At 57.3% G+C, this 13,607-nt stretch carries 9 protein-coding genes; 1 reads left to right on the top strand and 8 read right to left on the bottom strand.

The annotated features are described in order from the left end of the window. Positions 1-3 precede the first annotated feature (3 nt). The 4 genes from SPG90_RS19585 to metH all read right to left on the bottom strand — a co-directional run bounded on the left by SPG90_RS19585 (position 4) and on the right by metH (position 6,241). A complete protein-coding gene (locus SPG90_RS19585; RefSeq protein WP_023309992.1) occupies positions 4-321 on the bottom strand; it encodes a CcdB family protein in 318 nt (105 codons plus the stop codon). Continuing rightward, positions 321-614, bottom strand: coding sequence for a type II toxin-antitoxin system CcdA family antitoxin (locus tag SPG90_RS19580; protein WP_032662656.1), 294 nt, complete (start codon positions 612-614; stop codon positions 321-323). Before SPG90_RS19580 ends, SPG90_RS19585 begins: the two co-directional genes overlap by 1 nt. Before the next feature lie 95 nt (positions 615-709). Further along, positions 710-2,341 (bottom strand): Na/Pi cotransporter family protein, encoded by a 1,632-nt coding sequence (locus tag SPG90_RS19575; protein WP_023309990.1) that lies wholly within the window; start codon positions 2,339-2,341, stop codon positions 710-712. 216 nt (positions 2,342-2,557) lie between these two features. Beyond that, positions 2,558-6,241, bottom strand: a complete 3,684-nt coding sequence (metH, locus tag SPG90_RS19570) for a methionine synthase (RefSeq protein WP_322408283.1) — start codon at positions 6,239-6,241, stop codon at positions 2,558-2,560. Between the two features lie 193 nt (positions 6,242-6,434). Between metH and iclR the strand changes: the two genes are divergently transcribed. Beyond that, complete coding sequence (gene iclR / locus SPG90_RS19565; protein ID WP_047173840.1) at positions 6,435-7,265, top strand: glyoxylate bypass operon transcriptional repressor IclR; 831 nt, start codon at positions 6,435-6,437, stop codon at positions 7,263-7,265. 164 nt (positions 7,266-7,429) lie between these two features. On the opposite strand, the gene aceK is transcribed toward iclR, so the two are convergent. The 4 genes from aceK to metA all read right to left on the bottom strand — a co-directional run bounded on the left by aceK (position 7,430) and on the right by metA (position 13,358). Continuing rightward, positions 7,430-9,169 (bottom strand): bifunctional isocitrate dehydrogenase kinase/phosphatase, encoded by a 1,740-nt coding sequence (gene aceK / locus SPG90_RS19560; RefSeq protein WP_045402577.1) that lies wholly within the window; start codon positions 9,167-9,169, stop codon positions 7,430-7,432. A gap of 51 nt (positions 9,170-9,220) precedes the next feature. After that, positions 9,221-10,525: an isocitrate lyase gene (gene aceA / locus SPG90_RS19555; protein ID WP_023309986.1), complete on the bottom strand. Its 1,305-nt coding sequence runs from the start codon at positions 10,523-10,525 to the stop codon at positions 9,221-9,223. A 31-nt stretch (positions 10,526-10,556) separates the two neighbouring features. Beyond that, positions 10,557-12,158: a malate synthase A gene (gene aceB, locus SPG90_RS19550; RefSeq protein ID WP_023309985.1), complete on the bottom strand. Its 1,602-nt coding sequence runs from the start codon at positions 12,156-12,158 to the stop codon at positions 10,557-10,559. 270 nt (positions 12,159-12,428) lie between these two features. Beyond that, positions 12,429-13,358, bottom strand: a complete 930-nt coding sequence (metA, locus tag SPG90_RS19545; RefSeq protein WP_126304253.1) for a homoserine O-acetyltransferase MetA — start codon at positions 13,356-13,358, stop codon at positions 12,429-12,431. Positions 13,359-13,607: the final 249 nt, after the last annotated feature.

The raw sequence follows: 13,607 nt of genomic DNA, 5'->3' as shown, positions 1-13,607 counted from the left end.
GTGTTAGTAGCCGTTGATCAAAAAATCGAGTGCATCCCGCAATGAAGCCCGGTTTTGCGTAAGATCGGCAACACGCTCACCTAACTCTTTTGGCGATATGCCAGCCATCATGTGCATCATGACCACGCAGGGCTTACCCGCTATCTCAACGACAGGGCACACTTTCGCAGGCGGCTGAATGCCTCCCAGGTTGCTAAGCTCAACTGCTGGTGCGACCAGGACATGCTTCATCACATTGGCCACGGGATGCTGCATATTGATTAGCCAGGGATAGGCAGTTTTCCCCTTACCTTCATTCTCATAAGCAAAATATTGCTCCATCAGAACGATCTCTGAGAATCACTAAAGGAGCCGTTTTCATCAACCCACTGGTTAATGGCCTCGATAGAAGCTTTATTTTCTGCTAACCACTCTGCGCGCTGATGCGCCCGAAACTGCTCTTGCAGCGCAGCCGTGAGTACAGCAGAGAGATTAAGTTTAAGCCGACGCGCCTCTTCAAGGATTTCTGGTGCTAACGACACATTGACTGATTTTTTGATGCCATGAGTAGCGCGCATGAGAACTCCCATCGGAATGCGCATGAATTGGCGAAGTGTAGCGTAATAAACGAGCATTTTCTATTCCCTTCAAAATGTAAGGTCTGAAGAGTAAATGGCGCTTTATAAGGTGTCACGCCCCGCAAAACGGTTTTGCGAGGCGCTTCCGGAGATTAATACTCATCCCGCTCGTCGTCTTCATCCGGCTGTTCCATCACGCTGTACGCCACCGCGCAGAACAACGAGTTGAGACGCTTCATATCCCCCAGCAGCCCCAGATGCAGGGAGCTGGTCTCGATACTCTGCACGTTCTGCTGGTGCAGACGCTCAACGTGGGCATGCGAGTAGCGGCGGTTCAGAATACGGAAACGATGCTTGTTGCGACGCAGACGGCGCGCGCTCGGCACGTCGCTGGAGAAGAAGACCAGCATCGCCAGCTTGAGGTTGCTGACCAGCTGTTCGTGCAGCGCTTCCAGCTCCTTCAGGCCTTCACCTGAAAACGCACGACGCGCGGCAAGGGATTTGTCGGCGATCTCGCTGCCCATACGCTCCACGATATCCGAGGCCTGCTCAAGGTTAAGCGACATCTCGATAATTTCCGCCCAGCGGCGGGACTCCTCCTCCGCCAGCTCGTCCTGCGGCATACGCGCCAGGTAAAGCTTAATGGCGGTATAGAGCACGTTGATATCGTCCGCCAGTCTGCGCAGTTCTTTCTCTTCACGCGGCTCGCCGTGCATCACCTTTTGCAAGCCTTCGAGCATGGTTTCCATTGCGTCGCCCATGCGCAGCGTCTCGCGCGCGGCGTTCGCCAGCGCCAGCGCCGGGGTATCCAGCGCGGAGGTATCCAGGTGCTTCGGCTTCAGGCGCGCATCCAGCTCCGGTTCGTCCTGAATGAGGCGTTCGCAGAAGCGGGCCATCGGCGCGGCAAACGGCACCATCGCCAGGCAGCGCACCAGGTTGTAGAACACGTGGAAATAGATCACCAGCTCCGCCTTCGGCAGCGGTAGGTTGTCCATCAGGTTCGCCAGCGGGTGAACGAACGGCAGAATAATCAGGCTGCCCACCAGCTTAAACAGCAGGCTGCCGAGGGCCACGCGGCGGGCTGCGGCGTTGGCCGCGCTGTTATTGAGCATCGCCAGCAGGCCGGAGCCGAGGTTGGCCCCGATCACCAGACACAGCGCCACCGGGAAGGAGATCGCCCCTGTGGCGGTTAAGGTCGCCGTCAGAAGAACCGCCGCCAGGCTGGAGTAGCTGACGATGGCAAACACCGCGCCAATCAGCGCGTCAAGCATGATGTCCCCGGTCAGGGAGGCGAAGATGACCTGCACGCCGTTGGCCTCGGTGATTGGCGTGACCGCCTGCACAATCAGCTCCAGCGCCAGCAGGATCAGCCCCAGGCCTATCCCTACGCGCCCGAGCTGTCCGGCGCGCGTCTGCTTGCGGCCGAGGAAGAAGATAACGCCGATAAAAATCAGCAGCGGCGACAGCCAGGAGAGATCGAAGGTCAGGATACGCGCCATCAGCGCGGTACCTACATCCGCCCCCAGCACAATCACCAGCGCCGGGGCCAGCGCCACCAGATCCTGCGCCACAAAGGAGGTGACAAGCAGGGTCGTGGCGTTACTGCTCTGAACCAGTGCCGTTACGCCAATGCCCGCGCAGAAGGCGAGCGGCTTCTTCTCAACGCTGCTGCTGAGAACGGTACGTAAGCGCGCGCCAAATACGCGCATCACGCCGGTACGGACGATATGGGTGCCCCATACGAGCAGTGCGACTGCAGAGAGCAGGTGTAACAACGTCAGCACGGAAGTTTTTCCTCCTTATCGTTATGTGTTTTCCTGAGGTTTGTTGCGCATTGTCTTGCCGGATGGCGGCTACGCCTTATCCGGCCTACGCGCAGGTCCGGTAAGCGCAGCGCCACCGGGCAAAAGATAAGAACCTTCTTCCAGTATAAGGGTTTAAACGTAAGAAAGAGACAGGGCGCCCAATGAGCGCCCTGTTTGTTGTAAGGAAAAGTGATTTTAGTCTGCGTCGTAGCCGAGATTTGGCGCCAGCCAGCGCTCCACTTCAGACACGCTCATCCCTTTGCGCAGGGCGTAATCTTCAATCTGATCCCGCTGCAGCTGCGCCACGGCAAAGTACTTGCTGTCCGGATGGCTGAAGTACCAGCCTGAGACGGACGCGCCTGGCCACATGGCGAACGACTCGGTGAGCTTCATGCCGGTATGGGCTTCCACATCCAGCAGTTTCCAGATAGTGCCTTTTTCGGTGTGCTCCGGACAGGCCGGATAGCCCGGCGCCGGGCGAATCCCCTGGTAGTTTTCGCGGATCAGATCCTCATTGCTGAGGTTCTCATTCGCCGCGTAGCCCCAGTGCACCTTACGTACGCGCTCGTGCAGGTACTCGGCAAAGGCTTCCGCCAGGCGGTCGGCAATCGCTTTCACCATGATTTTATTGTAATCATCGTGCTGCGCTTCGAACGCGTCCGCCAGCGCATCTTCTTCGAGACCGCCGGTTACCGCAAAGGCGCCGATATAGTCGGCTTTACCACTCAGCTTCGGCGCGACGAAATCGGCCAGGCAGTAGTTGGCAAAGCCCACTTTCTCCGTTTGCTGGCGCAGATGCCGGCTGACCGCCAGCACGTGGGTGCGGGTTTCATCGCGATAAATTTCGATGTCGTCGCCCACGCGGTTCGCCGGGAACAGGCCCACCACGCCGCGCGGGTTGAGGGTTTTCTCTGCGCTCAGCGTGTCGAGCATGTCGTTGGCATCTTTAAACAGGCGCTTCGCCTCCTCGCCGACCACCTCATCTTCCAGGATGCGCGGATATTTGCCCGCCAGCGACCAGGTCATAAAGAACGGCGTCCAGTCGATGTAGTTACGCAGCGTCTCGATGCTGGCCGTCACGTCCTGCACGCCCAGACGGTGTGCCACCGGTGGCGTATAGCTGGACCAGTCGAAGGCCAGATCGTTGTCGCGCGCCGCCTGAAGCGAAACAGGCGGGGTGCGCGGCTTCTTACGGCCGTGCTGGATGCGAACGGTTTCGTACTCTTTGCGGGTGCGCGCCACAAAATCGTCGCGCTGGGTGTCGGAGAGCAGCGCGGAGACTACGCCCACCGTGCGCGAGGCGTTCTGCACGTACACCGTCGGGCCACTGTAGTTCTGCTCGATTTTCACCGCCGTGTGCGCTTTTGAGGTGGTCGCCCCGCCAATCAATAGCGGAATGGTGAAGCCCTGCCGCTCCATCTCTTTTGCCACGTTGACCATTTCGTCGAGCGACGGCGTAATCAGGCCGGAGAGGCCAATCAGGTCGGCGTTCACTTCGCGCGCGGTCTTGAGGATTTTGTCCGCCGGGACCATCACGCCGAGGTCGATAATTTCGTAGTTATTACACTGCAGCACTACGCCGACGATGTTCTTGCCGATGTCGTGCACGTCGCCCTTCACGGTGGCGATAACCATCTTGCCGTTGCTGGAACCTTTCTCTTTGCTGGCTTCGATGTAGGGCTCAAGATACGCTACCGCCTGCTTCATCACGCGGGCGGATTTCACCACCTGCGGCAGGAACATTTTGCCCTCACCGAACAGATCGCCGACCACGTTCATGCCGTCCATCAGCGGGCCTTCGATCACCTCAATCGGGCGGTCTGCCTGCTGGCGCGCCTCTTCGGTATCGAGCTCGATAAATTCGGTGATGCCTTTGACCAGCGAGTATTCCAGACGCTTTTTCACGTCCCAGGAACGCCACTCGGCCTGCTGAACGTTTGCCGCCTCATCCGATTTGCTGCCGCGGTATTTCTCCGCCAGGTCCAGCATGCGCTCGGTGGCGTCGTCGCGGCGGTTAAGGATCACGTCCTCTACGGCGTCGCGCAGCTCGGCAGGGAGATCGTCGTAAATCGCCAGCTGGCCGGCGTTAACGATCCCCATGTCCATGCCGTTGCGGATGGCGTAGTAGAGGAACACGGCGTGGATCGCTTCGCGCACCGGGTCGTTACCGCGGAACGAGAACGACACGTTCGATACGCCGCCGGAGATCAGCGCGTGCGGCAGCTCGCGCTTGATGTCCTCACATGCCCCGATAAAGTCCTGGGCATAGTTATTGTGCTCTTCAATCCCGGTCGCGACGGCGAAGATATTCGGGTCAAAGATAATGTCTTCCGGCGGGAAGCCCACCTCTTCGGTCAAAATCTTGTACGCGCGGCGGCATATCTCAATTTTACGCTCGCGGGTATCCGCCTGGCCCACCTCGTCAAAGGCCATCACCACCACGGCGGCACCGTAGCGGCGGACCATCTTCGCGTGGTGAATAAAGATATCAACGCCCTCTTTCATTGAGATAGAGTTGACGATGCCTTTACCCTGAATGCACTTCAGCCCTTTTTCGATGACCTCCCACTTGGAGGAGTCAATCATGATCGGCACGCGGGCGATGTCCGGCTCACCGGCGATCAGGTTGAGGAAACGCACCATCGCCGCTTCGGCGTCGAGCATCCCCTCGTCCATGTTGATATCGATAATCTGCGCGCCGCTTTCCACCTGCTGGCGGGCAACGTCCAGCGCTTCGCTGTATTTCTCTTCTTTGATCAGGCGCTTGAACTTTGCAGAACCTGTGACGTTAGTACGCTCACCCACGTTCACAAACAGGCTGTCGTCGCCGATGGTCAACGGCTCAAGGCCGGACAGACGACAGGCAACCGGAAGCTCGGGCAGCTTGCGCGGCGGCAGTCCGGCGACGGCGTTGCTCATGGCCGCGATGTGCTCCGGCGTGGTGCCGCAGCAGCCACCGACGATGTTCAGGAAGCCAGACTCGGCCCACTCGCGGATTTGCGCCGCCATGGTGTCGGCATCGAGATCGTATTCACCGAACGCGTTCGGCAGACCGGCGTTCGGGTGGGCGGTGACGTAGCATTCCGCGATACGGGAAAGCTCCTGCACGTACTGGCGCAGCTCATCAGGCCCCAGCGCGCAGTTCAGGCCAAAGGAGAGCGCTTCGGCGTGGCGCAGAGAGTTATAAAACGCTTCGGTTGTCTGACCGGACAGAGTACGGCCGGAGGCGTCGGTGATGGTGCCGGAAATCATGATCGGCAGGTCAACGCCCAGCGCCTCAAACTCCTCTTTCACCGCGTAAATCGCGGCTTTGGCGTTGAGGGTGTCGAATACGGTTTCAATCAGGATCAGATCGGAACCGCCTTCCACCAGCGCTTTGGTCGATTCACGGTAGGCCGTAACGAGCTGATCGAAGGTGATATTACGAAACGCCGGGTCGTTGACGTCCGGTGAAATCGACGCGGTTCGGTTCGTCGGGCCAAGCACCCCGGCAACGTAGCGAGGCTTGTCCGGCGTGCGTGCCGTCCACTCGTCGGCGCAGGCGCGCGCCAGCTTCGCGGCTTCCAGGTTGATTTCCGCCGACAGGGATTCCATCTGGTAATCCGCCATGGCGATGGTTGTCGAGTTAAAGGTGTTGGTCTCAACGATATCCGCACCCGCTTCGAAGTAGGCGTTGTGGATATCCTTAATAACTGACGGCTTGCTGAGCACCAGCAGATCGTTGTTCCCTTTCAGGTCGCAGGGCCAGTCGGCAAAGCGCTCGCCGCGGAAATCGTCTTCACTCAGACGATACCCCTGGATCATGGTGCCCATGCCGCCGTCCAGCACCAGAATTCGTTCATTTAACTGCGCACGCAGTTGCTCTACTTTGCTGCTCACACTTGCTCCCGACAACGCTCAACAAGGCCAAAAGGCTGCGTTCCATACTGGCACAATCTCGCAGGGTGGAAAAGCCGCACAGCGGTAACATGAGACATGTTCACCATCACTCCTCCGATCAGTCAGGATAACGGTTGCAAATTCACCAAATAAAACGAAAATGATTTCCACGATACAGAAAAAGGAGATCGTCATGGTCGCGAGCGTTCCCGCTAAACGCGGCAGAAAACCTGCTGCCACCGCCGCCGCCGCACAACAGGGCGGACAGGTTCAATCGCTCACGCGCGGTTTGAAGCTGCTGGAGTGGATAGCCGAGTCGCACGGCAGCGTGGCCCTGACGGAGCTGGCCCAGCAGGCTGGCCTGCCGAACTCCACGACGCATCGCCTGCTGACCACCATGCAGCAGCTGGGCTTTGTCCGCCAGGTCGGCGAGCTGGGGCACTGGGCGGTGGGCGCGCATGCGTTTATCGTCGGCAGCAGCTTCCTGCAGAGCCGCAACCTGCTGGCGATTGTGCACCCGATTCTGCGCAAGCTGATGGAGGAGTCCGGCGAGACGGTCAACCTCGCGGTGCTGGACCAAAGCGACCATCAGGCGATTATTATCGACCAGGTGCAGTGCACGCAGCTGATGCGTATGTCCGCACCGATTGGCGGCAAGCTGCCGATGCATGCCTCCGGGGCGGGGAAAGCGTTTCTCTCGCAGCTGAGCGAAGAGCAGGTGACGGGGCTGCTGCACCGTAAAGGGCTGCACGCCTACACCCACGCCACGCTGGTGTCGCCCGTGCATCTGAAAGAAGATCTGGCCCTGACCCGCAAGCGTGGCTATTCGTTTGATGATGAAGAACATGCCCTGGGCCTGCGCTGCCTCGCGGCCTGCATTTTTGACGAGCACCGCGAGCCGTTTGCCGCTATCTCCATCTCCGGGCCGATTTCGCGGATGACCGACGACCGCGTGACCGAGCTGGGTGCGCTGGTGATTAAGGCGGCGAAAGAGGTAACGCTGGCGTATGGTGGGATTCGCTAAGTTGGGTTCCGGCGAACATTCGAACCGTAGGCCCGGTAAGCGCAGCGCCACCGGGCGATGGGGTTACACTGTGGCCTGATGCCCTCACCCCGGCCCTCTCCCACAGGGAGAGGGAGAAAACATGATGCCCTCACCCTGCGAGAGAGGGTGCAAACATGATGTCCTCATCCTGCGAGAGAAGGTGCAAACCTAATGCAAAACCTCTGCTTGCGGCGGTAAGCGTACACATCTTCGACATGCCCATTTTTGATCCGCGTTTGCAGCCCGCGCCAGTAGCTGGCGCGGAACAGATCCTCATGCATTTCTTCGAATAGCGGCCCGATGCGCGGGTCGGCGCACAGCCAGTGGCGAAACTCCTCCGGAAACACATCGCCCGGCGAGACGCTGTACCACGGCTCACCTGAAAGCTCATCTTCCGGGTAGCGGGGCTGTGGTATATCGCGGAAATTCACTTCGGTCATGTAGCAAATTTCGTCGTAATCGTAAAACACCACGCGCCCGTGACGGGTGACGCCGAAGTTTTTAAACAGCATGTCGCCCGGAAAAATATTGGCGGCGGCAAGCTGGCGAATCGCGTTGCCGTATTCTTCAATGGCATCCCGCAGCGCCTGGCCTTCGGACTGCTCAAGCCAGATATTCAGCGGCACCATGCGGCGCTCAATGTAGAGATGGCTAATCACGATTTTGTCACCCAGATCGGTGATTTTCGCAGGTGCTTCCTGCATTAACAGCGTCATGAGCGCTGGGTCAATCTGCTGTTTATCCAGCACAAAGTTTTCGAATTCCTGAGTATCCGCCATGCGCCCGACGCGATCGTGCTCTTTGACCAGCTGATAGCAGGCGCGAACGTGCGCGGCGGTCATCTCTTTCTGCGGCGCGAATCTGTCTTTAATCACCTTAAAGACCCGGTCGAAACCCGGCAGCGTAAAGACCAGCATCACCATGCCGCGAATGCCTGGCGCTTCGATAAACTGCTCATCGGCCGTGGTGACATAGCGCAGGTACTCCCGGTAACTTTCCGTTTTGGCGTGCTTCTGGCAGCCAATGGCCATATACAGCTCGGCGGTGGTTTTGCCCGGCAGGATCTCTCGCAGCCACTCCACCAGCGCGGCAGGCAGCGGGGCGTACACCATGAAATAGGAGCGGGCGAAGCCAAACACGATGCTGGCCTCGGCGCCGGTGGTCAGGCAGGTATCGACAAACAGTTCCCCGTCGTCGGTACGGTGAATGGGCAGCAGAAAAGGCACAATGGCGGTCGGCGTAACCAGTTTGCCGACCAGCCAGGCGGCTTTATTGCGGTAGAAAAGCTCGTTGGCCACCTGCAAATGGCTATGGCTAAGCACCTCCGCGCCGAAGGTTTCGTTGAGATGCGCGTGGATATAACCGATATCCCGGGCTTTATTCTCCCAGGGCAGGCGCAGCGGCAGATCCGTTAGCACGCGGTGCAGGAGCTTTTCCCATCCGCGATCGGGAAAGAAATCTTTCGCCAGCGGACGGGGAATGGTTCGAAAGCGTCGCTCGGGCTGGGAGCTGAAGATAAATAACCGCTCAGGAGATAGTGAGCGGTGGTCAAATAACCGGCAATAGACGGAGTTGAAAAAGCTCTCCGCAATCTCGAAGCGCGGGTAATCGGGTAACAGATGGGTGTAGTGCTCCTTCACGCGCAGTAAAAATTCCGCGTCCGGGCTTTTACCGTCGGTAATACAGCGCAGCTGCTCCACCACCAGACCCACGTGGTGGTCATAGAGATGGATACGCTGCTTCATGGCCTGCTGAACCGCATGCCAGTCTGCATGTTCGAAGCGCTGCTGCGCGCCGGATGTCACTTCAAGAAAACGACCATACTGGGCATCGAAGCCCTGCAAAATAGTTTGGGCAATCAGCAATTCCAGGCCACGCGACATATATTCCCCCTCACCCCAACCCTCTCCCCGAGAGGGGAGAGGGGGAAAAGTTTAGAACTGTGCTTCTTCCGTTGAACCCGTTAAGGCAGTGACGGAGGAGGTGCCGCCCTGAATAATCGTGGTCACATTGTCAAAGTAGCCGGTCCCCACCTCCTGCTGGTGAGACACGAAGGTGTAACCGTCTTTGCCCGCCGCAAACTCCGGCTGCTGCACCTTCTCAACGTAGTGCTTCATGCCCTCACCCTGCGCATAGGCGTGCGCCAGGTCGAACATGTTGAACCACATGCTGTGGATACCTGCCAGGGTAATGAACTGGTATTTGTAGCCCATGTCGGACAGCTGCTGCTGGAAGCTGGCGATGGTTTTGTCATCCAGCTTTTTCTGCCAGTTGAAGGACGGCGAGCAGTTATAGGCCAGCAGTTTGCCCGGATACTTCGCGTGGATGGCGTCGGCAAAGCGTTTTGCCAGCGCCAGATCCGGCGTAGACGTTTCACACCAGACCAGGTCCGCGTACGGCGCGTACGCCAGACCGCGGCTAATTGCCTGCTCGATACCCGCGTGGGTACGATAGAAGCCTTCACTGGTGCGCTCGCCGGTGATGAATTCGCTGTCGTACGGGTCGCAGTCAGAGGTGATCAGGTCCGCCGCGTCCGCATCGGTACGGGCAATCACCAGCGTCGGCACGCCGAGCACGTCAGCAGCCAGACGCGCGGCAACCAGCTTCTGTACGGCTTCCTGTGTAGGAACCAGCACCTTACCGCCCATGTGTCCGCATTTCTTCACTGATGCCAGCTGATCTTCGAAGTGAACGGCCGCTGCACCGGCCTCAATCATCGATTTCATCAGCTCGAAGGCGTTCAGCACGCCGCCGAAACCTGCTTCCGCATCCGCGACGATCGGCAGAAAGTAGTCAGTAAAGCGCGGATCGCCAGGTTCGATACCGGCAGCCCACTGGATCTGATCCGCACGGCGGAAGGTGTTGTTGATCCGATCCACCACCGACGGCACGGAGTTAGCCGGATAGAGCGACTGATCCGGGTACATGCTGGACGCCAGGTTGGCATCCGCCGCGACCTGCCAGCCGGAAAGATAGATAGCTTCAATACCGGCCTTCGCCTGCTGCAGCGCCTGACCGCCGGTCAGCGCGCCGAGGCTGTTGATGTAGCCCTTTTTAGAGCCACCGTGCAGCAGCTTCCACATTTTCGCCGCACCGTTCTGTGCCAGCGTGCATTCCGGATTGACCGAGCCGCGTAATTTCACCACTTCCTCCGCGCTGTAAGGACGGCGGATGCCTTCCCAGCGAGGTTGTGTCCACTCTTTCTTTAACTCTTCGATTTGTTGGGTACGGGTTTTCATGTGCAGATGCTCCATATTGTTATGCGGTGAGTTACGCCAGGAAGCGGTAGCCCGGCAGGGTCAGGAAGTCGATTAAGTCATCTGATGTGGTGATTTGCTCCATCAGGCGCGCAGCGTCGTCAAAACGTCCGCTGCTGAAGCGGTGTTCGCCCAGCTCGTCCTGGATCACCCGCATCTCTTCGGCCAGCATCTGGCGGAACAGAGATTTGGTCACCGGCTTGCCGTTGCTGAGCGTTTTTTGATGGTGGATCCACTGCCAGATGGAGGTACGTGAGATCTCCGCCGTCGCGGCATCTTCCATCAGTCCATAGATAGGCACACAGCCGTTGCCGGAGATCCACGCTTCGATGTACTGGACCGCGACGCGAATATTGGCACGCATGCCCTCTTCCGTACGCTCGCCCGCGCACGGTGCCAGCAGCTGTTCTTCAGCCGTTGGGGCATCGTCTTCACGCGTGACGAACAGCTGATTTTTATTGTCGCCGAGAACGCGGTTGAAGACCTCCATCGCCGTATCGGCCAGGCCGGGATGGGCAATCCACGTGCCGTCGTGACCGTTACGGGCTTCAAGCTCTTTATCGGCTTTCACCTTGTTGAGCACCTGATTGTTCCGCTCTGCGTCTTTGCTCGGGATAAAAGCCGCCATGCCGCCCATCGCAAAGGCGCCGCGCTTGTGGCAGGTTTTGATCAGCAGACGCGAGTAGGCGCTCAGGAACGGTTTATCCATGGTCACAACCTGGCGATCCGGCAGTACGCGATCGGGATAGTTTTTCAGGGTTTTGATGTAGCTGAAAATATAGTCCCAGCGTCCGCAGTTCAGGCCGACAATATGGTCGCGCAGGGCGTGCAGAATTTCATTCATCTGGAACACGGCAGGCAGCGTTTCAATCAGCAGGGTGGCCTTGATGGTACCGCGCGGCAGGTTGAAACGATCCTCCGCGTAGCTGAACACTTCGCTCCACCAGGCCGCTTCTTGCCAGGCCTGCGTTTTTGGCAGATAGAAATAAGGGCCGCTGCCTTTAGCCAGCAGATTCTTGTAGTTATGGAAGAAATAAAGCGCGAAATCAAACAGGCTGCCCGGAATGGCTTCCCCACGCCAGGTGACATGTTTTTCAGGCAGGTGCAGGCCGCGTACGCGACAGATCAGCACCGCCGGGTTCGGTTTGAGCTGGTAAATTTTACCGGCTTCGTTGGTATAGCTGATGGTGCCGTTCACGGCGTCGCGCAGGTTGATCTGCCCCTCGATGACCTTACGCCAGTCCGGCGCCAGAGAGTCTTCAAAATCGGCCATGAAGACTTTAACGTTGGCGTTCATGGCGTTGATCACCATTTTGCGCTCTACCGGACCGGTGATCTCAACGCGACGATCCTGTAAATCTTCAGGGATGCCTCGGATTTTCCACTCACCGCGACGAATGGAAGCGGTTTCCGAAATGAAGCCAGGCAACTTGCCATCGTCAATTTCCTGCTGCTGATGAATGCGTGCCGCCAGCAGCTTATTACGCTGCGGCGTAAAGCGAGTCACCAGTTCAGTCAGAAATTCTACCGCTTCCGCCGTCAAAACCTGCTGTTCTTGCTCGCCATACGGCTGGGTAAAGGCCAGTTCATCGACCGTCGTTGCCTGTTGAGTCATTACTCTGCTCCTCATCAAAGATCCAAAATCACGCCCCCGATGCGAACGAAAGATCGTTGGGTAGTTTTCGCTCAGCAGAATTAAGACTATCTATATTTTTTCTAAAATCAAAAACAATTTCCATTTTAATGTAAATATGAAATTAATTATCTGATTTTATTGGAATTAAAGTTTTATTGAATGGTGAGCGACATTTCGAAAATAAAAAAGGCACCCGAAGGTGCCTGATTTGAATAGCTGAAACGCTTTAGGATCGTCTAGTGCAGAAGATTACTCCAGCGTCGGATTCATGTGACGCAGATCGTATGGCGTTATCTGGTAGACGTAATAGTTGAGCCAGTTAGTGAAAAGCAAATTCCCGTGGCTGCGCCAGGTTGCTCTCGGTTTGTTTTGCGGGTCGTCTTTCGGGAAATAGTTGTACGGTACATCCGGATTTAGACCCGCTTCGACATCACGGAAATACTCTGACGCAAGGGTATGCGGATCGTACTCAGGATGCCCGGTCACAAAAGCAATGCGTTTATCCTTGCTGGCAAACAGATAAGCATCTCCATCTTCCGTTTCGGCCAGGATCTCCAGATCGGTGTAATCACGAATCAGCTGGGCAGGGAAATCGGCGTAGCGAGAATGCGGGGCCAGGAAGGAGTCATCGAAACCGCGCGTCAGCAACGCGTGCGGTTGAAGAATGTGATGTTCGTATACGCCGGAGAGCTTTTCAGTACGGGTTTGCTTGGGGATGCCATAAAGAATATTCAGCGCGGCTTGTACCGCCCAACAGACAAACAATGTGGAGGTAACGTGATCTTTTGCCCACTCCAGAACCTGTTTGATCTGCGGCCAGTAAGCGACATCGTTAAATTCCACCAGACCGAGCGGCGCGCCGGTCACGATCAGTCCGTCGAAGTTTTCCCCCTGAATATCATCGAAGTTACAGTAGAAATTGTTCAGATGCTCAGAAGGCGTGTTACGTGACTCACGGGCATCGATTCGCAGCAGCTGAATATCAACCTGCAGAGGGGAGTTCGACAGAAGACGCAGGAACTGGTTTTCTGTTTCGATCTTTTTTGGCATCAGATTGAGAATAAGCACCTTCAGCGGGCGAATTTCCTGACCTGTCGCACGCGAAGCCGTCATAACGAAGACGTTTTCTCCACGCAAGAAATTGACGGCTGGTAGCTCGTCCTGCACCCGAATCGGCATAACTTTATATCCTCACAGCATACGTATAAACGTTTAGACATCCAGACAGCTAACGATACCCAGAAATAGTTTGAATGTCGAGTCTGCAAGCAGAAGGTGAGAAAGTTTCAAGGAGGGGAAGAGGGAAAAACAAAAGCAAAAAACCCCGTACCTTTCGGTACGGGGTTCTTCTAATTGATGCCTGGCAGTTCCCTACTCTCACATGGGGAGACCCCACACTACCATCGGCGCTACGGCGTTTCACTTCTG

This window comes from Enterobacter sp. D2 (assembly GCF_034427575.1).
Taxonomy (GTDB): Bacteria; Pseudomonadota; Gammaproteobacteria; order Enterobacterales; family Enterobacteriaceae; genus Enterobacter; species Enterobacter cloacae_M.
The sequence above is the reverse complement of the archived record's forward strand: the minus strand, read 5'-3'. Positions and strand labels throughout refer to the sequence as shown.